The sequence below is a fragment of the Pseudomonas sp. C7.1 genome, assembly GCF_056312395.1.
Genome location: NZ_JBWDTL010000003.1, coordinates 657,577 through 678,306 on the forward strand (window position 1 = coordinate 657,577; position 20,730 = coordinate 678,306).

Sequence of the window (20,730 nt, forward strand, 5' to 3'; positions counted from 1 at the left end):
CTCTATTTGCTGATCCGGCGTAGGTCGGGTCTACACCTTGCTGGGAGTGATAAAACAAGATGAGCACTCATTACATTGCTGGGGCCTGGCACGCAGGCCAGGGTGAAGCCCTGGAATCGCTCAACCCGGTCAGCCAGGAAACTATCTGGCAAGGCTTTGCGGCTAGCGCCGCACAGGTTGATGCTGCCGTGCAGGCTGCCCGTGGCGCATTTCCAGCCTGGGCTTCGCGCCCGCTGGATGAGCGCATCGCTGTGCTCGAACAGTTTGCCGCCACCCTGAAAACCCATGCAGATGCCCTGGGCCACTGCATCGGCGAGGAAACTGGCAAACCGCTGTGGGAAACCGCCACTGAAGTCACCAGCATGGTCAACAAGATCGCCATCTCGGTGCAGAGTTATCGCGAGCGAACTGGCGAGAAAAGTGGCCCACTGGCCGACGCCACCGCCGTGCTGCGGCATAAGCCCCATGGTGTGGTCGCGGTATTCGGCCCGTACAACTTCCCCGGTCACCTGCCTAATGGCCATATCGTGCCGGCGCTGCTGGCGGGTAACTGCGTGGTGTTCAAGCCCAGCGAACTGACCCCGAAAGTCGCCGAGCTGACGGTCAAGTGCTGGATCGAAGCCGGCCTGCCGCTGGGCGTACTCAACCTGGTGCAGGGCGCGCGCGATACCGGTGTGGCGTTGGCTGCGCATGACGGTATCGACGGGCTGTTCTTTACCGGCTCCAGCCGCACCGGCAACCTGCTGCACCACCAGTTTGCCGGTCGCCCGGACAAAATCCTCGCCCTGGAAATGGGCGGCAACAACCCGCTGGTGGTCGATCAGGTCGCTGATCTCAACGCGGCGGTGTACACCATCATCCAGTCAGCCTTTATCTCCGCTGGCCAGCGCTGCACCTGTGCGCGCCGCCTACTGGTGCCGCAAGGCGCGTGGGGCGATAGCCTGCTGGAGCGCCTGGTGGAGGTTGCTGCGAGTATCAAGGTTGGCAGTTTTGACGCCCAGCCAGCGCCCTTTATGGGTTCGGTGATTTCCCTAGCCGCTGCGCAGCACCTGATCAAAGCCCAGCAGCACCTGCTGAACCAGGGCGCCAAGCCGCTGCTGGAAATGACTCAGCCGTTGCAGGGTGCCGCCTTGCTCACCCCTGGCATCATTGATGTAACCAAGGTCGCCAATCGTCCGGATGAAGAGTTCTTCGGTCCGCTGCTGCAGGTGATTCGCTACGACGACTTCGATGCTGCCATCGCCGAGGCCAACAATACCCAGTACGGCCTGGCCGCTGGCCTGCTGTCCGATTCCAAGGCGCGCTACGAGCAGTTCTGGCTGCAAAGCCGCGCCGGTATCGTCAACTGGAACAAACAGCTGACCGGGGCTGCCAGCACCGCGCCCTTCGGCGGTGTGGGCGCCTCCGGCAACCACCGCGCCAGTGCCTATTACGCGGCTGATTACTGCGCCTACCCGGTGGCCTCGCTGGAAGCTGACAGCCTGAGTCTGCCCGCCACCCTGACCCCCGGAGTAAGCCTGTGAGCAATGCATTCGAAGTGAATTTTGATGGCTTGGTCGGGCCGACTCACAACTACGGTGGCCTGTCCTACGGCAACGTCGCCTCGCAGAGCAACAGCCAGGTTGCGTCCAACCCGAAAGAAGCGGCCAAGCAGGGTCTGGCCAAGATGAAGGCCCTGATGGATATGGGCTTCAAGCAGGGCGTACTGGCCCCGCAGGAGCGCCCGAATGTCGCCGTGCTGCGCAGCCTGGGCTTTACCGGCACCGACGCACAAGTGATCCAGAAAGCCGCGAAAGACGCCATGCCGCTGCTGGTTGCCAGCTGCTCGGCCTCCAGCATGTGGACCGCCAACGCCTGCACCGTCAGCCCGAGTGCCGATACTGCTGATGGTCGCGTGCACTTCACCGCCGCTAACCTCAACTGCAAATTCCACCGCTCCATCGAACACCCGACCACCAGCCGCGTGCTTGGTGCGATGTTCGCCAACGATCAGCACTTCGCCCACCACGCGGCGTTGCCGGCAGTCGGTCAGTTCGGTGATGAAGGCGCGGCCAACCACACGCGCTTCTGCAAAGGCTACGGTGATGCTGGCGTGGAGTTCTTCGTGTTCGGCCGCAGCGCCTTCGACAGCCGCTTCCCGGCCCCGCAGCGCTACCCGGCGCGGCAAACCCTGGAAGCTTCGCAGGCGGTTGCCCGTTTGCATGGCCTGAGTGATGACGGCGTGGTCTACGCCCAGCAGACGCCAACCGTGATCGATCAGGGCGTATTCCACAACGACGTGATCGCGGTGGGTAATGGTGAGGTGCTGTTCTATCACCAGGACGCCCTCCTCGATACCGACAAGGTACTGGCCGAGCTGAGCGACAAGCTCGCCCGCCGTGGTGGCAACTTCCAGTCCGTGTGTGTGCCGCGTGATGCGGTGACGGTGGAGGATGCGGTCAAGTCCTACCTGTTTAACAGTCAGCTGCTCAACCGCGCCGAGGGCGGCATGCTGCTGATCGTGCCGGAAGAATGCCGCAACAACGCCAATGTCTGGTGCTACCTGGAGCAACTGACCAGCGGTAATGGGCCGATCCGCGAGGTTAAAGTCTTCGACCTCAAGCAGAGCATGCAGAACGGTGGCGGCCCAGCATGCCTGCGCCTGCGCGTGGCGCTCAAGGAGCACGAGCTGGCGGCGGTCAACCAGGGCGTGATCATGACCCCGACCCTGCACGACAGCCTCAACGTCTGGGTCGACAAGCACTACCGTGACCGCCTGAGCGAAAACGATCTGGCTGACCCACAATTGCTCAACGAATGCCGTGCAGCCTTGGACGAACTGACGCAGATCCTTAAACTGGGCGCGGTTTATCCATTCCAATTAGCTTGAGTAGGGTGGGTCGCGCTTTCTCGGCCCACCATGACGGGCTTGTGGTGGATGTAAAAAACGACAGCCACCCTACGCCAACACCTGTGGAGATTTTATGAGCGACGCCCTGCAACTGATCCTCGAAGATACTGACGGCACCCAGCTGGAAACCTCCTGCACACGTTTTGCCGTGATCTGGCAGGGCCAGGAAATCTGGTTCCAACAGGTGGGCAACAACCAACTGATGATCGGTGTGGACGTGGAGGAGGGCGCTGCTGAATACGCCAACCTGCTGCTGCGCCCGCTGGCCACCAACCTGGTCAGCCTGGAGCTGGAAATGGAAGCCGCTGGTCTGGATGAAGATGAACAGGACGGTCATGTGCATGGCCCCGACTGCAACCACTAAGAGTTTTACGCTCTGAGGAAACGCCCATGCTTGCCCTTGGCAAATTGCTCGAACTGACCCTGGCCGGCCATGAACCGGCAGCGAAGATTCAGCTGACTCCCGAGGGCACGCGTTTGCGTTGGCTGGCCGAAGGCGCGTTGGAAGTCACGCCGCCGGTGGCCAGCGACAACGGTCAGGACCTGCTGCTGTCAGCGGGCATCCATGGCAATGAAACCGCGCCGATTGAATTGCTCGACCGCCTGTTGCAGGGCATTGCTCGCAACCAGCTGAAGCCCCGCGCGCGCATTCTCTTTCTGTTCGGTAACCCCGCGGCTATGCGCAGCGGCGAGCGGTATATCGAGCAGGACATCAACCGCCTGTTCAATGGCCGCCACGACCAGCACACCGGGCCCGAGGCCCTGCGCGCCTGCGACCTTGAGCATTTGGCCGCAACCTTCTTCAGCAAACCAGAGCGCACACGCCTGCATTACGACCTGCACACCGCCATTCGTGCATCAAAGATCGAGCAATTCGCCCTCTACCCGTTTCAGGAGGGCCGCCCACGCAGCCAGCATGAGCTGGCGCGCCTGAACGCTGCCGGGATTGAAGCGGTGCTGCTGCACAACAAAAGCTCGATCACCTTCAGCGCTTACACCTACACCCAGCTGGGGGCGGAAGCCTTCACCCTGGAACTGGGTAAAGCGCGGCCGTTCGGGCAGAACGAACTGGTCAATCTCGACCTGCTTGAGTTGCATCTGCAGGCCCTGATTGAAGGCCGCGAGCTTGAGGGTGCCAGCGATGATTTGGGTGAGCTCAAGTTGTTTGCTGTAGCGCGCGAGGTGATCAAGCACAGCGACGCCTTCAAGCTGCACCTGCCGGCTGATATCGAAAACTTCAGCGAACTGCCGCTCGGCTATCTGCTGGCTGAAGACCTGTCCGACACCCGCTGGGTGGTGGGCGAGCCGGGCGCGCGGATCATCTTCCCCAATCCCAAGGTTAAAAACGGCCTGCGTGCCGGTATCCTGATTGTTCCCGCCGAAGACGTGCAACTAGCCTGATCCCAATGGCAAGTGCCAATCTGTAGCCCGGATGCAATCCGGGGGCCAGTGTTGGCCGCACACTATTTTCCCGGATTTTATCCGGGCTACGACTCTGTTGAGGCGTAATCTGTCCTGCGTTTTCTCGCCTGATCTGTACCTTGTGTGCTTATCCGCAGCGCTTTAGCATCGGGCTTTAGCCCCATCTAAGGACTGCACGCCATGCCCGTTATCGACCTGCGCAGCGACACCGTCACCCAGCCGACCCCAGGTATGCGCGAGGCCATGCATGCCGCCGAGCTGGGCGATGACGTATATGGCGAAGACCCTACAGTCAACCGACTGGAGCAGTATCTGGCTGCCGAGTTGGGTTTTGAGGCGGCGCTGTTTGTGCCCACCGGGACCATGAGCAACTTGCTCGGGCTGATGGCCCATTGCGCGCGGGGCGACGAATATATCGTTGGCCAGCAGGCGCACACCTATAAATACGAAGGTGGTGGCGCGGCAGTGCTCGGCTCAATCCAGCCGCAGCCGATTGATGGCGAGGCCGATGGTTCGCTGGACCTGACCAAGGTCGAAGCCGCGATCAAGCAGGATGACTTCCACTTCGCCCGCACGCGCCTGCTGGCGCTAGAAAACACCATGCAGGGCAAGGTGCTGCCGTTGGCCTATCTGCGGGCGGCGCGTGAGCTAACCACGCGACGCGGCCTGGCCCTGCATCTGGACGGCGCGCGGCTGTATAACGCGGCGGTCAAGCTGGGCGTACCTGCACGGGAGATCACTCAGTACTTCGATTCGGTCTCGGTGTGCCTGTCCAAGGGCCTCGGCGCACCGATTGGCTCGGTGTTGTGTGGCTCAGCTGAGCTGATCGGCAAGGCGCGACGGCTGCGCAAGATGGTCGGCGGCGGTATGCGTCAGGCCGGTATGCTCGCAGCGGCTGGCTTATATGCCTTGCAGCATCAGGTGGCGCGCCTGGCCGAGGATCACGCCAACGCCGAGCTGCTGGCTGCAGGCTTGCGCGAGCTGGGTTATGCGGTGGAGCCGGTGCAGAGCAATATGGTCTATGTCCAGGTGGACGAGCAGGCCGGCGCCCTGAAAGCCTTCTGCGCTGAGCGCGGGATCAAGCTTAGCGCCGCGCCGCGTTTGCGCATGGTTACCCATCTGGATACCTCGGCTGCGGCTATCGGGCAGGTGATCGAGGCTTTTGCCGCGTATTCCCGCGCTTGAGCCGGCCAGCGCCGTAGGATGGGTTAGCCGCCAGCGGGTTATTAGGAGGGCGTCCGTTTACGTGCGGCGTAACCCATCATGGCTGCACTGCGGATGCCGTTGTTGGGTTACGCGGCGGCTCCAGCCGTGTCATGACCAGGCATGCCGGTTGCCGCTAACCCAACCTACTGTTCGTCGTCTTTCGCGTCGAGCGGTGTTATAGCCGTTATCTATTGATAAACACGCTGTACCGATGCTAAAGGCCCGATATAATGCGGCCCTTTGCCGGCTTTGTCGTGGCCGCTGGTTTTTGGAAGATTCCTATGAAAAGCGCAGAAATCCGTGAAGCCTTCCTCAGCTTCTTCGAACAGAAGGGACACACCCGTGTCGCCTCCAGCTCCCTGATTCCGGGCAATGACCCGACCCTGCTGTTTACCAACGCTGGGATGAACCAGTTCAAGGATTGCTTCCTCGGCCTGGAAAAGCGCGCCTACACCCGCGCCGCCACCAGTCAGAAGTGCGTGCGTGCCGGCGGCAAGCACAACGACCTGGAAAACGTCGGTTACACCGCACGCCACCACACCTTCTTCGAAATGCTCGGCAACTTCAGCTTTGGCGACTATTTCAAACGCGACGCCATTCACTTTGCCTGGGAGTTTCTTACCGGCGAGAACTGGCTGAACCTGCCCAAGGAAAAACTCTGGGTCACGGTCTACGCCACTGACGATGAAGCTTTTGATATCTGGAACAAGGAAGTCGGTGTGCCGGCCGAGCGGATGATCCGCATCGGCGACAACAAAGGCGCGCCGTACGCGTCTGACAACTTCTGGACCATGGGCGACACCGGCCCGTGCGGCCCGTGCACGGAGATTTTCTTCGACCACGGCGAGCACATCTGGGGCGGCCCACCCGGCAGCCCGGAAGAGGACGGCGACCGCTATATCGAAATCTGGAACAACGTCTTTATGCAGTTCAACCGCACCGCAGACGGCGTATTGCACCCGCTGCCGGCGCCGAGTGTGGACACCGGCATGGGCCTGGAGCGCGTTAGCGCGGTGCTGCAGCACGTCAACTCGAACTACGAGATCGACCTGTTCCAGAGCCTGCTCAACGCAGCGGCCAAGGCTATCGGCTGCGCCAACGAAGCTCAGGCTTCGCTGAAAGTGGTGGCTGACCACATTCGTTCGTGCGGTTTCCTGATTGCCGATGGCGTTACGCCGTCCAACGAGGGTCGCGGTTACGTGCTGCGCCGCATCATCCGTCGTGCCTGCCGTCACGGTAACAAGCTGGGCGCCAAGGGCAGCTTCTTCTATCAGATCGTTGCCGCGCTGGTGGCAGAGATGGGCGATGCTTTCCCTGAGCTGAAACAGCAGCAGGCGCATATCGAGCGCGTGCTGAAGACCGAAGAAGAGCAATTCGCCAAGACCCTGGAGCAGGGCCTGAAGATCCTCGAACAGGACCTGGACGAGCTGAAAGGCACGGTCATTCCGGGCGAAGTGATCTTCAAACTGTACGACACCTTTGGCTTCCCGATGGACCTCACCGGCGACATCGCCCGTGAGCGTGAGCTGACTCTGGATGAAGAAGGTTTCGAGCGCGAAATGCAGGCGCAGCGCGAGCGTGCCCGTTCTGCCAGCGCCTTTGGCATGGACTACAACGCGCTGGTTAAGGTTGATAGCGACACCGCGTTCCTCGGCTACCAGGGCACCAGCGGCAGCGGCAAGATCATTGCGCTGTTCAAGGCCGGCCAGGCCGTCGATAGCCTGGGCGAAGGTGAGGAGGGCGTTGTGGTCCTCGATCAGACGCCGTTCTACGCCGAATCCGGCGGCCAGGTTGGCGACTGCGGCTTCCTTGAAGGCGCAGGCGTGCGTTTCGATGTGCGTGATACCACCAAGGCGGGCGGCGCATTCCTGCACCATGGCGTTGCGGTCAAAGGCGGCCTGAGTGTTGGCACTTCGCTCAAGGCCGAAGTCGACGCCAGCGTGCGTCAAGCCACAGCGCTCAACCACTCGGCCACCCACTTGCTGCATGCCGCGCTGCGTCAGGTGCTGGGCGAGCACGTGACCCAGAAGGGCTCGTTAGTTGACAGCCAGCGCCTGCGTTTTGACTTCAGCCACTTCGAGGCGATCACTGCGGCGCAGTTGAAAGAGCTGGAAAGCATCGTTAACCGCGAAGTGCGCGGTAACAGCGAAGTGGAAACCCTGGAAACCGACATCGAAACCGCCAAGGCCAAAGGCGCCATGGCCCTGTTTGGTGAGAAGTACGGCGATCAGGTGCGCGTGCTGAGCATGGGCGGCGACTTCTCCGTTGAGCTGTGCGGCGGTACCCATGTCAAACGTACGGGCGATATCGGCCTGTTCAAGATCATCAGCGAAAGCGGTGTGGCCGCAGGCGTGCGCCGTATCGAAGCAGTTACCGGTGCTGCGGCGTTTGCTTACCTGAATGGCGCGGAAGAGCAGCTGAAAGAAGCTGCAGCGCTGGTCAAGGGCAGTCGCGACAACCTGCTGGACAAGCTCGCCGGTGTGCTGGAGCGCAACCGTCAGCTGGAGAAAGAGCTGGAGCAGCTCAAGGCCAAGGCCGCCAGCGTAGCCGGTAATGACCTGGCCGGTTCCGCTGTCGACGTCAAAGGCATCAAGGTGCTGACGGCACGCCTCGACGGTCTGGACGGCAAGGCACTACTTGCCATGGTCGACCAATTGAAGAACAAGCTCGGCAGCGCGGTGATCCTGCTCGGCGGCGTACAGGACGGCAAAGTCGTGCTGGTGGCCGGTGTAACCCAGGACCTGACCAGCAAACTGAAAGCTGGTGAGCTGATGAAGCAGGCGGCTGCGGCGGTCGGCGGCAAGGGCGGCGGTCGCCCGGACATGGCTCAGGGCGGCGGCGTTGATGCGGCGGCCCTCGATGGTGCCCTGGCGTTGGCGGTGGCCTTCGCTGAGCAGGGTCTGTAAACGCCGATTTCCCGGATCTACAGTCCAAGGCCCGGTCTACGTCCGGCGGGCCTTGGCAGGGTATTGAGTTATCTGTTTAATGGGCGCCCTTCACGGGCTGAGGCGGCTTTAAAATGGCTTTGATCGTACAGAAATTTGGCGGCACCTCCGTCGGCACTGTTGAGCGTATTCAGCAGGTGGCCGCGAAGGTGAAGAAATTCCGCGAAAACGGCGATGACATTGTGGTTGTGGTTTCCGCCATGAGCGGTGAAACCAATCGCCTGATCGATCTGGCCAAACAGGTTAGTGATGGTCAGCCGGTACCGCGTGAACTCGACGTGATGGTCTCGACCGGCGAGCAGGTGACCATTGCCCTGCTGGCCATGGCGTTGATCAAGCTTGACGTGCCAGCGGTGTCATACACCGGCAATCAGGTACGCATCCTCACTGACAGCGCGCACAACAAAGCGCGCATCCTGCAGATCGATGACCAGAAGCTGCGCGCCGACCTCAAGGCCGGTCGCGTGGTGGTGGTCGCAGGTTTCCAGGGGGTTGACGAGCACGGCAATATCACCACCCTCGGTCGTGGCGGTTCCGATACCACCGGTGTAGCCCTGGCTGCTGCGCTGAAGGCTGATGAGTGCCAGATCTACACCGACGTTGATGGTGTCTACACCACCGACCCACGTGTGGTGCCGCAGGCTCAGCGCTTGGAAAAAATCACCTTCGAAGAGATGCTGGAAATGGCCAGCCTCGGTTCCAAGGTGCTGCAGATTCGTTCGGTGGAATTCGCCGGCAAGTACAACGTCCCGCTGCGCGTGCTGCACAGCTTCCAAGAGGGGCCGGGCACCCTCATTACCCTTGATGAAGAGGAATCCATGGAACAGCCGATCATCTCCGGCATCGCTTTCAACCGCGACGAAGCCAAGCTGACCATCCGTGGCGTACCGGACATCCCGGGCGTGGCGTTCAAAATTCTCGGCCCGATCAGTGCTGCGAACATCGAAGTGGACATGATCGTGCAGAACGTTGCGCACGATAACACCACCGATTTCACCTTCACCGTGCATCGCAATGACTACACTGCGGCGCAGCAGGTGCTGGAAAACACCGCTCGCGAGTTGGGTGCGCGTGAAGTGATCGGCGATATCAAGATTGCCAAAGTGTCCATCGTCGGTGTCGGCATGCGCTCCCACGCAGGCGTCGCCAGTCGCATGTTCGAGGCGCTGGCCAAGGAAAACATCAATATCCAGATGATCTCCACCTCGGAGATCAAAGTCTCCGTGGTAATCGAAGAGAAATATCTGGAGTTGGCGGTGCGCGCCCTGCACACTGCTTTTGAACTGGATGCCCCAGCCCGTCAGGGCGACTGAGGCATTATCCGAAAGGCGCGGTTTATCCCGCGCCTTTCGTCTTTTTGGTTGGCATGAGCAGGAACTTTCTTTCTGCTCACACTAGTCAATACTTGGGTGAAGGCTCTGCTAGAGATGTTCGGGGCTGCCACCATTTTATTTTTGCAGACTGCTGTTGTCCTGAACTGATATCCGTAAGGAGAAAGGAATGCTGATTCTGACTCGCCGGGTCGGAGAGACCCTGATGGTGGGTGACGAAGTCACTGTCACCGTGTTGGGCGTTAAAGGTAATCAGGTGCGCATTGGCGTTAACGCGCCGAAGGAGGTTGCCGTGCACCGTGAAGAAATTTACCAGCGCATCCAGAAAGAGAAAGGCGAAGAACCAAGCCACTAATTTTTATCGAAATTTTGGCTTTGCAAACGGGGAAAACATGGTTATCATGCGCCCCGTGTTGCGGAGAGGTGGCCGAGTGGCCGAAGGCGCTCCCCTGCTAAGGGAGTACATCTCAAAAGGGTGTCGGGGGTTCGAATCCCCCCTTCTCCGCCATTATTTAGTGCTGTAGGCGTCGATTTTGGAAGTCTGCAGTGCAAGCGTTACATGCACTCATAGCTCAGCTGGATAGAGTACTCGGCTACGAACCGAGCGGTCGGAGGTTCGAATCCTCCTGAGTGCACCAAATCGTAATGGCTTGCAGTGATGCAGGCCATTTTGTTTCAGCCAGCGGTGATCTGGTCAAAAAGCGCCATTTGCACTCATAGCTCAGCTGGATAGAGTACTCGGCTACGAACCGAGCGGTCGGAGGTTCGAATCCTCCTGAGTGCACCAAATCGAAATGGTTTGCAGTGATGCAGGCTAATTTGTTTCAGCCAGCGGTGATCTGGTTTAAAAGCGCCATTGCACTCATAGCTCAGCTGGATAGAGTACTCGGCTACGAACCGAGCGGTCGGAGGTTCGAATCCTCCTGAGTGCACCAAACAAGAAGGGCCTGCAGCGATGCAGGCCCTTTTTTATGTGTCGAATTCAGCGTTTGGCTTTGCCTTTAACGCAGCCGGCCTCATCGAAACTGACGTTGCGCTTATTGCCTTTCTTGCCCTGGTACACGTAACGCGTCTGGCCGTTCTGTTCGGTGACCTTGTCGGGCTTGCCGAGGCTGCTCTCGACATCGGCGCGACTCATGCCCAGGCGTATCTGCTGCTTGATGATGGCGGCGCGCCGTTCGCTGCTGCTCAGGTGGTTGCCGCAGCCATCCTGCTTTGCGCCAATCACTGTCAGCTCCTGTTGATCTTTCTTCTTGCTCTCGCGGCTGGCCTTGCGCGGTTTGGCCAGTGGCACCGGTTTGCCGCTGCCTGGTGTGGGGTTATAGGCCTGTTGCAGGCTCTGGCTGTGCGTATCAGGGCAGCCCTGGCGGGTGAAGGTGACGTGGCCTTTGGCGTCTTCGCAGCGAAATACGCTTGAGCCGAGTGTGGGCAGTGGGCAAAGCAGAATGGCGCAGAAAGCTGCGCAGCGCAGTCCATGCATGGTGCGTCCTCCGTGACGGTGTCATGTGCAAGGGTAGTCCATGTATTTGCATGTGCCAGGCGTGCCTTTGTCGGTGCCTGGCTCGTCGCAGCTAGTGATGTGAGAGTGGGCTTAAGTTTGCCTCGCAAGCGCTTGTTCTAGGTTTGTTTTTGTCACATGCAACGCACCTGGGCGGTGCTATCATTTGCCCTGTCAGCCCCGCCGGGGCTTGTGGGACACCACCATGGACTTACCCAGTAGTTACTCTGAAATTCGATTGTGCAATCACGTACTGACTGATTGACCCTCTTTGGCGTGCGCCGCCGCTGGGGGTGGAGCGCGCCATGACTGAAGTAGAAGCGAAAAAACCGCAGGAAAGCCTGCAAGACCGTCTGGCCCAGGTGGTCGAGTTGCTGCATCGGCACAAGCTGGTCGAAGACCTGACCCACCGTCAGGAAGGCCAGCACCACGGCCGGGTGGAAAATCTGGTGCATCGGCAGAACCTCGCCGAATTGCAGCGCAAGCTTGATGAGCTGCACTCCGCTGACGTTGCCCACATCCTCGAAGCCCTGCCGCTTGATGACCGCCTGACGGTCTGGCAGCTGGTCAAGGTCGAGCGCGACGGCGACATCCTCCTTGAAGTGTCCGACGCAGTGCGTGAAACCCTGCTCGCGGACATGGACGACCATGAAATTCTCGCTGCGGCCAGGGACATGGACGCCGACGAGCTGGCTGATCTGGCCTCCGAGCTGCCGCGCGATGTTGTGCATGAGCTGATGGAAACCCTCGATGCGCAGCAGCGCGAGCGCGTGCGCTCGGCGTTGTCCTACGAGGACGATCAGGTCGGCGCGCTGATGGACTTCGAGATGGTCACCATCCGCGAAGATGTCAGCCTGGAAGTGGTATTGCGCTATTTGCGTCGTCTCAAGGAGCTGCCAGGGCATACCGACAAGCTGTTTGTGGTCGATTACGACGGCGTGCTCAAGGGCGTGCTGCCGGTCAAGCGTCTGCTGGTCAATGACCCGGAAAAACTAGTTAGCGGGGTCATGGCCACCGACCCGGTGAGTTTCCATCCGGATGAGAACGGCTACGACGCCGCGCAAGCGTTCGAGCGTTACGACCTGATTTCTACGCCGGTAGTGGACAAAAACGGCAAGCTGATCGGCCGGTTGACCATCGATGAGATGGTCGACCTAATCCGCGAGGAAAGCGAAAGCGAAGTCCTCAATATGGCCGGTCTGCGCGAGGAAGAAGATATCTTCGCCTCTGTGTGGAAATCCCTGCGCAACCGTTGGGCCTGGCTGGCGATCAATCTGGTTACGGCCTTTTTGGCCTCGCGGGTGATTGGCCTGTTCGAGGATTCCATTGAAAAGCTGGTGGCTCTGGCGGCGCTGATGCCGATTGTGGCGGGTATCGGTGGCAACTCGGGTAACCAGACCATCACCATGATCGTGCGCGCCATGGCGCTGGATCAGGTCAGCACCGGCAATACCTCGCGGTTGATTCGCAAGGAGTTAGGTGTTGGCCTGGTCAACGGCATTGTCTGGGGCGGGGTAATTGGTGTGGTGGCCTACCTGCTTTATGACAGCTGGTCGCTGGGCGTGGTGATGACTGCTGCGATGGTGCTGAACCTGCTGCTGGCGGCGCTGATGGGGGTGTTGATCCCTATGACGCTGGTGCGTATGGGGCGCGATCCAGCTATGGGGGCCAGTGTGATGATCACTGCAGTAACTGACAGTGGTGGCTTTTTTATCTTCCTGGGCCTGGCCAGCTTGTTCTTGCTCTAGTGGCGCGCGGGGAATGTGACGCTTTTTCTACATAAAATGTCTCATTCGGCCGTGCTGGGTTTGCTTCAAACGCTCGTTTCACGCTAAGGTTCGCCAGCTTTGCCCGGGATCAACTCCCGGGCGCTCCACTCTAATAATTAACGCAGTTCATAAGTAGCTGGTAATGGAGCCAAGATGACCCCTAGTGAACTCCTCCTCGAGGGTGTCGAGCTCATGCTATTCGGCCTGGGCACTGTATTTCTCTTCCTGATTCTATTGGTGCTGATGATCCGCGTGATGTCGTGGGTTATTGAGCGTTTTACCGTGAGGGCGCCAATTCCCGTATCTGTGCCATCGGCAGTCAAGCCGGCCTCCGACGAGCCGAGCGCTGATGTGCTAGCCGCTATCCAATCCGCTATTCACCAGCACCGCGCCCGCCGCGGGTGAGCCAGGTTCGACAGGGAGCATCTGTATGACTGCCGTAAAACAAGCACTCGGAATTACTGATGTGGTGCTGCGTGACGCCCACCAGTCGATCCTGGCCACCCGTGTGCGCCTGGAAGACATGCTGCCGATCGCGCCCAAGCTCGATCAGGTCGGCTTCTGGTCCGTGGAGTCCTGGGGTGGCGCGACCTTTGATGCCTGTATCCGTTACCTGGGTGAAGACCCTTGGCAGCGTATCCGTGAGCTGAAAAAAGCCATGCCCAACACCCGCCAGCAAATGCTGCTGCGCGGGCAGAACCTGCTGGGCTACCGCCATTACGCCGATGACGTGGTGGAAAAATTCGTTGAGCGTGCCGCCTTCAATGGCGTTGATGTGTTCCGCGTATTCGACGCGATGAACGATCCGCGCAACCTGCAAACTGCCCTCAAGGCGGTGAAGCAGTTGGGCAAGCATGCCCAGGGCACTATTTCCTATACCACCAGCCCGGTGCATACCCTAGAAATGTGGGTTGACCTGGCCAAGCAGATCGAAGACATGGGCGCCGATTCGGTGGCCATCAAGGACATGGCCGGCATTCTCACGCCCTATACGGCGTTTGAGCTGGTCAGCCGCCTGAAGGCCACGTTGTCGATCCCGATCCATATGCAGTGTCACGCCACCGCCGGCCTGTCGTCCGTTGCCATTCTCAAAGCGGTGGAAGCGGGCATCGACAACGTCGACACCGCTATTTCCTCGCTGTCGATGACCTACGGCCACTCGCCAACCGAATCCGTAGTGGCGATGTTCCAAGGCACCGAGCGCGATACCGGCCTGGATCTGTTGCTGCTTGAAGAAATCGCCGCCTACTTCCGTGAAGTGCGCAAGAAGTACGCGAAATTCGAGGGCAACCTCAAGGGCGTCGACTCGCGCATTCTGGTGGCTCAGGTGCCGGGTGGCATGCTGACCAATATGGAAGGCCAGCTGAAAGAGCAGGGCGCTCAGGACAAGTTTGACCAAGTGCTGGCTGAGATTCCGCGCGTGCGCGAAGACCTCGGCTTTATCCCCCTGGTAACCCCGACCTCGCAGATCGTCGGCACTCAGGCGGTGATCAATGTGCTGACCGGTGAGCGCTACAAGTCGATCACCAAGGAAACTGCCGGCATCTTGAAAGGTGAATACGGCTCAGCGCCGGCGCCGTTCAATAAAGAGCTACAGGAGCGGGTGCTGGAGGGTGCCGAAGCCATTACCTGTCGCCCGGCCGATCTGCTCGAAGCCGAGATGGACAAGCTGACTGCCGAACTCAAGGGCATTGCCAAAGAGAAAGGCATCAAGCTGGCCGCCGATGAAATCGACGATGTGCTGACGTATGCACTGTTCCCGCAGATCGGTCTGAAGTTTCTGGAAAACCGCGGTAACCCGGCAGCTTTCGAGCCGGTGCCGACGGGTAAGGAAACCCTGGTGCGTGAAGCCGGCAAGCCTGAGGTCTACACCGTTGAAGTGAACGGTAAGTCCTATGTGGTGCAGGTGGGCGAGGGCGGTGATATTGAAGGGCTCAAGGCTGTTGGCGGCGCGACATCTACGACTGTAGCGGTAGCTGCGCCGGTTGGCGCTGGCGAGCCGCAGAATGCCCCGCTGGCTGGCAATATCTTCAAGGTGCTGGTGCAGCCGGGGCAGGCGGTGGAGGAGGGGCAGCTGCTGATCATTCTCGAGGCCATGAAGATGGAAACCGAGATCCGTGCGTTCAAGGGCGGCACTATCGGTGCGGTCAACGTCAAGGTTGGCGATGCGGTGGCGGTGGGCGACAGCCTGCTGACCATCGGTTAAGGGAGCGCAGTAATGGATAAGCTCCTCAAGCTTTGGCACAGCACCGGCTTGTATCACGTCGAGGCTGGCCAGCTGTTTATGATCGCGGTGTGCATCCTGCTGATCTACTTGGCGATCAAGAAGGGCTTTGAGCCTCTGCTGCTGATCCCGATTGGTTTTGGCGGCCTGCTGGCCAACATCCCAGTGGCCAATATGGCCGAGGGTGCAGGCTTTCTGCATATGATCTACGAGGTGGGCCTGCCTACCAGTATCTTCCCGCTGCTGATCTTCCTGGGTGTCGGGGCTATGACCGACTTCGGGCCGATGCTGGCCAATCCCAAGACCTTGCTTTTGGGTGCGGCGGCGCAGTTCGGGATTTTCGGCACCCTGATGGGCGCGCTGGCGCTGACGGCGTTGGGTATTCCGGGCCTGGAGTTCACCCTTAAGGAAGCCGCATCCATCGCCATTATTGGGGGTGCCGATGGCCCGACCTCGATTTTCGTAACCTCCAAGCTGGCGCCGCATCTGCTTGGCCCGATTGCCGTGGCGGCCTATGCCTATATGGCGTTGGTGCCGTTGATTCAGCCGCCGATCATGCGCGCCCTGACCACCAAGGAAGAGCGCGCCATTGTGATGCAGCAGCTGCGTCCGGTGGGGCAGGCTGAGAAGATCATTTTCCCGATCGTGCTGTGCCTGCTGATCGGCATGTTGCTGCCCGATGCGGCGCCGCTGATCGGTATGTTCGCCCTCGGTAATCTGCTGCGCGAAGCCGGTGTGGTAGAGCGTCTGGCCGATACCTCGCGTAATGCGTTGATCAATATCGTCACCATCTTCCTTGGGCTGACCGTCGGTTCGAAGCTCTCTGCCGATTCCTTCCTGCAGCTGAAAACCCTGGGCATCCTGAGCTTGGGCATGGTGGCGTTCTGCGGCGGTACGGCGGCGGGGGTGCTGATGGCCAAGCTGATGAACCTGTTCAGTAAGAACAAGATCAACCCGCTAATCGGTTCGGCCGGGGTGTCTGCGGTGCCGATGGCGGCGCGGGTGTCGAACAAGGTTGGGTTGGAAGCCAACCCGCAGAACTTCCTGCTGATGCACGCCATGGGCCCGAACGTGGCCGGGGTGATTGGCTCGGCAGTGGCGGCAGGTGTGTTGCTCAGTTTTGTTGGCTGATTGCCACGCTTAATAAGAAACCGCCGAAGGGCGGTTTTTTATTGGCAGAAAAATGGGCGGCAAAAAACCCGGCCTAGGCCGGGTTTTCATTGTTAGCGCAATCAGGCGTCTTCTGCGGCCATCTCGGCGTCGTGAGCGATCAATGCCACCAGGGCATTTTGCTGACGGCGCGACAGCTGGCGAAAGCGCTGCAGCAGCTCACGCTCGTGCAAGGACAGGTCTGGGCTGTCCAGGCGCATATTGAGGTCATCACCCAGAGCGCTTTCCTGGAGCATGCTTTGCTCAAGACGAGCGATGATCTCCGAGTTCATGCTGCGGTGATGGTTGCGTGCGACATCCGCAATACGTTCGCGCATGCCATCGGGCAGACGAACAACGAATTTGTCAGCGGTGCGGCTGGAATAGAGTGCTGGTTTCATAGGGCGCGTACATTAAACCGGTTAGTTCAGGAAAGCGATACTGGCAATGGGCTATAGGATTGTCACCGGTTTGACCGCCTTTAGCACTAACCGTTCAGCCAGAAAGCCGCGTGCATCGCGTGTGATTCTGCAGTCGCCAGGTCGATAAATTGACGCCAATTGGGTGTCGAATTTTGCGTTGAATAAAGGCGTTATGCCAGCACCAGTCATCAGAAATGCGCCGTGCTGTGCAAAAAATATGGAAATCACCCGCTCCTAGGAAAAGCTTCAAGAAATAGTCACGTAAGTGTCACGGCCCATTAATCGTCCTGACACAGGATTTGCCTACCTTGGTCTACACCAGAAGGCGGCTGCTAGCCGTGGTGTAACCGTTAATAAAAAGGAGGCATTCCATGAGCGCAGTGATCCGGGTTGAAGGCCTGAACAAGACGTTCGGCCGCAAGCAGGCGCTGTTTGATCTCGCGCTGTCCGTCGAACCCGGTGAAATGGTGGCGTTGATCGGAGCCTCAGGTTCCGGTAAATCGACATTGCTGCGTCATGTTGCGGGCCTGGTCTGCTGTGATCGCAGCGACGGCGGCAGCATTCAGGTGCTGGGCCGTGAAGTACAGGCCGCCGGCCGCCTGAACGGCGAAGTGCGTCGTCTGCGGGCCGATATCGGCTACATCTTCCAGCAGTTCAATCTGGTCAGTCGCCTTAGTGTGCTGCAGAACGTGCTGCTCGGCTGCCTGGGGCGCATGCCGCGCTGGCGCGGAACCTTGGGCCTGTTCAATGCCGAAGAAAAGCAGCGTGCACTGCAGGCCCTGGCCCGTGTTGGTCTGGCGGATCTGGCGCAGCAGCGCGCTTCGACTCTATCTGGCGGCCAGCAGCAGCGCGTGGCGATTGCCCGTGCCCTGTGTCAGCGCGCCAAGGTGATTCTGGCCGATGAGCCGATTGCCTCGCTGGACCCCGAGTCGGCGCGCAAGGTCATGCAGATTCTTGCCGACATCAACCGTGAAGACGGCACCACCGTGGTGGTCACCCTGCATCAGGTTGATTACGCCATGCGCTATTGCCAGCGTGCCGTGGCGTTGAAAGCGGGGCGTATTCATTACGACGGCAGCGCCGCCGAGCTGCATCCCAACCTGCTTAACGATCTTTACGGTGCCGAGCTGATAGCCGAGCAGCAAGCCGATGAGGTGCCGCGCCGTGCGCGTAAAGCAAAAGTCCCGCTGGCTCTGGCTAAGGCCTGAACCGCTTCTCTGTTTTGCCAACCCTGTATGTCCATCTGCACTAGGAGTGCTTTGCATGTTCAAACGTATCAGTCGCGTTCTCGCCGCGTCCACGCTGCTTGCCGGCTCGGTTCTGGGCGCTGCCCAGGCCGCTGAGCAGGAAATCAATTTCGGCATTATCTCCACCGAGTCCTCGCAGAACCTCAAGGCGATGTGGGACCCCTTCCTGGCGGACATGGGCAAGCAGACCGGCACCAAGATCAATGCCTTCTTCGCCCCTGATTACGCCGGCATCATCCAGGGCATGCGTTTCGATAAGGTCGATGTGGCCTGGCACGGCAACAAGTCGGCCATGGAAGCGGTAGACCGCGCCGGTGGCGAAGTCTTCGCCCAGACCGTGGCGTTTGATGGTTCCCAGGGTTATTACAGCCTGATGCTGGCGCACAAGGACAGCCCGATCAATTCGATTGAGGACATGCTGAAAAACGCGGGGAGCCTGACCTTCGCCAACGGCGACCCAAACTCCACCTCGGGTTTCCTGGTGCCGGGCTACTACGTGTTCGCCCAGAACAACGCCGACGCCAACAAGATCTTCAAACGCTCGCTCAATGGCAGTCATGAAGTCAACGCCCTGTCGGTGGCCAATAAGCAGGTCGATATCGGCACCTTCAACAGCGAAGGCATGCAGCGTCTTAAAGTAACCGCGCCGGACAAGGCCGCGCAGTTGAAAGTGATCTGGACCTCGCCGCTGATCCCGTCCGACCCGATGGTATGGCGCAAGAACCTGGATGACGCCACCAAGACCAAACTGCGCGAATTCTTTATGACCTACGGCGACGATCCGGCTGAGCTGAAGGTGTTGGAAGGTCTGCAGTGGGCCAAGTTCAAGGCCTCTGATGACGATCAGCTGCTGCCGATCCGCCAGCTGGAGCTGTTCAAAAAACGCACCGAAGTGGCCAACAACGACAAGTTGGATGCCGCCGACAAGCAGGCGCAGCTCAAGGCGCTGGATGCCGAGCTGGCCAAGCTGGAAAAACGCATGGCTGAAACCGCCAAGCAGAGCCCTGCCAGCGCTGGTTAATCGCAGTTTTCGACCCGCCGTCTACGGCGGGTCGTTTTCTTCTGCCGCTTGATTCGAGATGTTGTTATGACCACTTTGACCACCGCACCCACGCCCGACCTGATTGCCAAGCGTTCCTGGCTGCAGCTGATCGGCTGGGGGCTGTTCTTCGTTGTGTTGGCCTGGTCCTGGCAGGGCGCGGAGATGAATCCGCTGGCGCTGATCCGCGACTCCAGCAACATGGCGACCTTTGCTGCGGACTTCTTTCCGCCCGATTTCAGCAACTGGGAGCTGTACCTCAAGGAGATGATCGTCACCGTACAGATCGCTCTGTGGGGCACGGTGCTGGCGATTGTTCTGGCTATCCCGCTGGGCATTCTCTGTGCGGAAAACATCGTGCCCTGGTGGGTCTATCAGCCGATCCGTCGGGTGATGGACGCCTGCCGTTCGATCAATGAAATGGTCTTCGCCATGCTCTTTGTGGTGGCGGTTGGCCTGGGGCCGTTCGCCGGGGTGTTGGCGCTGTTTATCGGCACAACCGGGGTGCTGGCCAAACTCTTTGCCGAAGCGGTCGAGGCCATCGATCCAGGTCCAGTGGAAGGCGTGCGCGCCACCGGCGCCAGCGCGCTGCAGGAAGTCATCTACGGGGTGATTCCGCAGGTTCTGCCGCTATGGATTTCCTACTCGCTGTACCGTTTCGAAGCCAATGTGCGTTCGGCCACGGTGGTCGGCATGGTCGGCGCCGGTGGCATCGGGGTGATTCTCTGGGAAGCGATTCGCGGCTTCCAGTTCGCCCAGACCTGCGCCCTGCTGATCGTGATCATCCTGGTGGTCACCCTGCTGGACATCATCTCGCAGCGCCTGCGCAAACAATTTATCTGACGGAGTCGGGTGCCTGCGGGCACCCGTTTTTAGCCATGCACTTGTCTAGACAACCTGAGCCGCTGTACCGCGAACTGGCCACCGTGCTGCGCGATGAGCTGCAGCATCTGAGCCCAGGTGATTACCTGCCGGGCGAGGTGCAGCTGGCCGCGCGCTTTGCCGTCAACCGCCACACCCTGCGCCGCGCAGTGGATGAGCTGGTACTCGAAGGCCGTCTGCTACGCCAGCAGGGCAAGGGTACGCGGGTGCTGGCCAAGCCCCTGATCTACCCGATGCAGGCCGGCAGCGCCTACAGCGCTTCGCTCTCGGCGCTTGGCCACAAGGTCGAGGCGCAATTGCTGGAGCGCCACCTGCGCCCGGCCAGTTGTGAGGAGCGCAAGTACCTGCAACTGGCCAGCGGCGCACAGCTGCTGGAGCTGTGCACCCTGCGCCTGATTGAAGGCCAGCCGGTGAGCCTGATTCGCCATGCCTTCAGCAGTGAACACGCCGAGCTGCTGGCCGACTACCAGGGCGGCTCGCTGCGCCACTACCTCAGCCAACGCGGCCTGTCGCTGACTCGCACCTTCAGCCTGATCGGCGCGCGCCTGCCCAGCCGTGACGAGGCCGCGCGCCTGCTGATGCCCCGGCATGCGCCGCTACTCAGCGTGCAAACCCTTTCCCGCGATCTGGCTGGGCGGCCGGTGGAGCTGTCGTTATCGACCAGCCGCGCCGACCGCTTCCAATACCAGATCGCCCTTTGATGGAG

18 protein-coding genes and 4 tRNA genes are annotated in these 20,730 nt (G+C 60.1%); 20 read left to right on the plus strand and 2 right to left on the minus strand.

Translation table 11 applies throughout. The features are described from left to right. Nucleotides 1–59 precede the first annotated feature (59 nt). The 12 genes from astD to AC0T4W_RS06360 all read left to right on the plus strand — a co-directional run bounded on the left by astD (nt 60) and on the right by AC0T4W_RS06360 (nt 10,729). Nucleotides 60–1,523 (plus strand): succinylglutamate-semialdehyde dehydrogenase, encoded by a 1,464-nt coding sequence (astD, locus tag AC0T4W_RS06305; RefSeq protein WP_476317554.1) that lies wholly within the window; start codon nt 60–62, stop codon nt 1,521–1,523. Next, nucleotides 1,520–2,869 (plus strand): N-succinylarginine dihydrolase, encoded by a 1,350-nt coding sequence (astB, locus tag AC0T4W_RS06310; protein WP_476317557.1) that lies wholly within the window; start codon nt 1,520–1,522, stop codon nt 2,867–2,869. The genes astD and astB overlap by 4 nt, the downstream gene beginning before the upstream one ends. Before the next feature lie 94 nt (nt 2,870–2,963). Beyond that, nucleotides 2,964–3,254, plus strand: a complete 291-nt coding sequence (locus tag AC0T4W_RS06315) for a topoisomerase II (protein ID WP_476317560.1) — start codon at nt 2,964–2,966, stop codon at nt 3,252–3,254. Between the two features lie 26 nt (nt 3,255–3,280). After that, nucleotides 3,281–4,291, plus strand: a complete 1,011-nt coding sequence (gene astE / locus AC0T4W_RS06320; RefSeq protein WP_476317563.1) for a succinylglutamate desuccinylase — start codon at nt 3,281–3,283, stop codon at nt 4,289–4,291. A 201-nt stretch (nt 4,292–4,492) separates the two neighbouring features. Then, on the plus strand, nt 4,493–5,497 hold the full coding sequence (gene ltaE, locus AC0T4W_RS06325; protein WP_476317565.1) for a low-specificity L-threonine aldolase: 1,005 nt from the start codon (nt 4,493–4,495) through the stop codon (nt 5,495–5,497). A 302-nt stretch (nt 5,498–5,799) separates the two neighbouring features. Next, on the plus strand, nt 5,800–8,424 hold the full coding sequence (gene alaS, locus AC0T4W_RS06330; RefSeq protein ID WP_476317568.1) for an alanine--tRNA ligase: 2,625 nt from the start codon (nt 5,800–5,802) through the stop codon (nt 8,422–8,424). A 113-nt stretch (nt 8,425–8,537) separates the two neighbouring features. After that, a complete protein-coding gene (locus AC0T4W_RS06335; protein WP_476317571.1) occupies nt 8,538–9,776 on the plus strand; it encodes an aspartate kinase in 1,239 nt (412 codons plus the stop codon). Nucleotides 9,777–9,963: 187 nt separating this feature from the next. Further along, nucleotides 9,964–10,149, plus strand: coding sequence for a carbon storage regulator CsrA (gene csrA / locus AC0T4W_RS06340; RefSeq protein WP_025165378.1), 186 nt, complete (start codon nt 9,964–9,966; stop codon nt 10,147–10,149). A gap of 62 nt (nt 10,150–10,211) precedes the next feature. Beyond that, nucleotides 10,212–10,302, plus strand: a tRNA-Ser gene (locus AC0T4W_RS06345). 53 nt (nt 10,303–10,355) lie between these two features. After that, nucleotides 10,356–10,432: transfer RNA gene (locus tag AC0T4W_RS06350), tRNA-Arg, on the plus strand. 72 nt (nt 10,433–10,504) lie between these two features. Further along, nucleotides 10,505–10,581 (plus strand) — tRNA-Arg (locus tag AC0T4W_RS06355). A gap of 71 nt (nt 10,582–10,652) precedes the next feature. Further along, nucleotides 10,653–10,729, plus strand: a tRNA-Arg gene (locus AC0T4W_RS06360). Between the two features lie 47 nt (nt 10,730–10,776). Here AC0T4W_RS06360 and AC0T4W_RS06365 read toward each other — a convergent pair. Beyond that, on the minus strand, nt 10,777–11,274 hold the full coding sequence (locus AC0T4W_RS06365) for a DUF4124 domain-containing protein (RefSeq protein WP_476317574.1): 498 nt from the start codon (nt 11,272–11,274) through the stop codon (nt 10,777–10,779). Nucleotides 11,275–11,597: 323 nt separating this feature from the next. On the opposite strand from AC0T4W_RS06365, the gene mgtE reads away from it, so the two are divergent. The 4 genes from mgtE to AC0T4W_RS06385 all read left to right on the plus strand — a co-directional run bounded on the left by mgtE (nt 11,598) and on the right by AC0T4W_RS06385 (nt 16,416). After that, nucleotides 11,598–13,040, plus strand: a complete 1,443-nt coding sequence (mgtE, locus tag AC0T4W_RS06370) for a magnesium transporter (RefSeq protein ID WP_476317577.1) — start codon at nt 11,598–11,600, stop codon at nt 13,038–13,040. A 174-nt stretch (nt 13,041–13,214) separates the two neighbouring features. Continuing rightward, nucleotides 13,215–13,466, plus strand: coding sequence for an OadG family protein (locus tag AC0T4W_RS06375; RefSeq protein ID WP_476317580.1), 252 nt, complete (start codon nt 13,215–13,217; stop codon nt 13,464–13,466). Nucleotides 13,467–13,491: 25 nt separating this feature from the next. After that, nucleotides 13,492–15,267, plus strand: a complete 1,776-nt coding sequence (gene oadA / locus AC0T4W_RS06380) for a sodium-extruding oxaloacetate decarboxylase subunit alpha (protein WP_476317582.1) — start codon at nt 13,492–13,494, stop codon at nt 15,265–15,267. Nucleotides 15,268–15,279: 12 nt separating this feature from the next. Beyond that, entirely contained in the window at nt 15,280–16,416 is a 1,137-nt protein-coding gene (locus tag AC0T4W_RS06385) for a sodium ion-translocating decarboxylase subunit beta (protein ID WP_476317585.1), read from the plus strand. A 101-nt stretch (nt 16,417–16,517) separates the two neighbouring features. Here the strand turns inward: AC0T4W_RS06385 and AC0T4W_RS06390 are convergent, their stop codons facing one another. Next, nucleotides 16,518–16,835, minus strand: a complete 318-nt coding sequence (locus AC0T4W_RS06390) for an Arc family DNA-binding protein (RefSeq protein ID WP_422580671.1) — start codon at nt 16,833–16,835, stop codon at nt 16,518–16,520. 392 nt (nt 16,836–17,227) lie between these two features. Here AC0T4W_RS06390 and phnC point away from each other — a divergent pair, with 392 nt between their 5' ends. The 4 genes from phnC to phnF all read left to right on the plus strand — a co-directional run bounded on the left by phnC (nt 17,228) and on the right by phnF (nt 20,725). Further along, entirely contained in the window at nt 17,228–18,064 is an 837-nt protein-coding gene (gene phnC, locus AC0T4W_RS06395) for a phosphonate ABC transporter ATP-binding protein (protein ID WP_476317588.1), read from the plus strand. A 55-nt stretch (nt 18,065–18,119) separates the two neighbouring features. Next, nucleotides 18,120–19,124, plus strand: a complete 1,005-nt coding sequence (phnD, locus tag AC0T4W_RS06400; protein WP_476317591.1) for a phosphonate ABC transporter substrate-binding protein — start codon at nt 18,120–18,122, stop codon at nt 19,122–19,124. Between the two features lie 66 nt (nt 19,125–19,190). Next, the gene (phnE, locus tag AC0T4W_RS06405) at nt 19,191–19,985 is read left to right on the plus strand and encodes a phosphonate ABC transporter, permease protein PhnE (protein ID WP_476317593.1); all 795 of its coding nucleotides are present in this window, start codon (nt 19,191–19,193) and stop codon (nt 19,983–19,985) included. Between the two features lie 35 nt (nt 19,986–20,020). Continuing rightward, on the plus strand, nt 20,021–20,725 hold the full coding sequence (phnF, locus tag AC0T4W_RS06410) for a phosphonate metabolism transcriptional regulator PhnF (protein ID WP_476317596.1): 705 nt from the start codon (nt 20,021–20,023) through the stop codon (nt 20,723–20,725). Nucleotides 20,726–20,730: the final 5 nt, after the last annotated feature.

Coding starts and splice junctions, on each gene's coding strand:
- phnC (WP_476317588.1), top strand. CDS start 17,228: ATGAGCGCAGTGATCCGGGTTGAAGGCCTGAACAAGACGTTCGGCCGC.
- phnD (WP_476317591.1), top strand. CDS start 18,120: ATGTTCAAACGTATCAGTCGCGTTCTCGCCGCGTCCACGCTGCTTGCC.
- ltaE (WP_476317565.1), top strand. CDS start 4,493: ATGCCCGTTATCGACCTGCGCAGCGACACCGTCACCCAGCCGACCCCA.
- astE (WP_476317563.1), top strand. CDS start 3,281: ATGCTTGCCCTTGGCAAATTGCTCGAACTGACCCTGGCCGGCCATGAA.
- AC0T4W_RS06365 (WP_476317574.1), bottom strand. CDS start 11,274: ATGCATGGACTGCGCTGCGCAGCTTTCTGCGCCATTCTGCTTTGCCCA.
- oadA (WP_476317582.1), top strand. CDS start 13,492: ATGACTGCCGTAAAACAAGCACTCGGAATTACTGATGTGGTGCTGCGT.
- AC0T4W_RS06385 (WP_476317585.1), top strand. CDS start 15,280: ATGGATAAGCTCCTCAAGCTTTGGCACAGCACCGGCTTGTATCACGTC.
- phnF (WP_476317596.1), top strand. CDS start 20,021: ATGCACTTGTCTAGACAACCTGAGCCGCTGTACCGCGAACTGGCCACC.
- alaS (WP_476317568.1), top strand. CDS start 5,800: ATGAAAAGCGCAGAAATCCGTGAAGCCTTCCTCAGCTTCTTCGAACAG.
- AC0T4W_RS06315 (WP_476317560.1), top strand. CDS start 2,964: ATGAGCGACGCCCTGCAACTGATCCTCGAAGATACTGACGGCACCCAG.
- mgtE (WP_476317577.1), top strand. CDS start 11,598: ATGACTGAAGTAGAAGCGAAAAAACCGCAGGAAAGCCTGCAAGACCGT.
- AC0T4W_RS06390 (WP_422580671.1), bottom strand. CDS start 16,835: ATGAAACCAGCACTCTATTCCAGCCGCACCGCTGACAAATTCGTTGTT.
- AC0T4W_RS06335 (WP_476317571.1), top strand. CDS start 8,538: ATGGCTTTGATCGTACAGAAATTTGGCGGCACCTCCGTCGGCACTGTT.
- astD (WP_476317554.1), top strand. CDS start 60: ATGAGCACTCATTACATTGCTGGGGCCTGGCACGCAGGCCAGGGTGAA.
- csrA (WP_025165378.1), top strand. CDS start 9,964: ATGCTGATTCTGACTCGCCGGGTCGGAGAGACCCTGATGGTGGGTGAC.
- phnE (WP_476317593.1), top strand. CDS start 19,191: ATGACCACTTTGACCACCGCACCCACGCCCGACCTGATTGCCAAGCGT.
- AC0T4W_RS06375 (WP_476317580.1), top strand. CDS start 13,215: ATGACCCCTAGTGAACTCCTCCTCGAGGGTGTCGAGCTCATGCTATTC.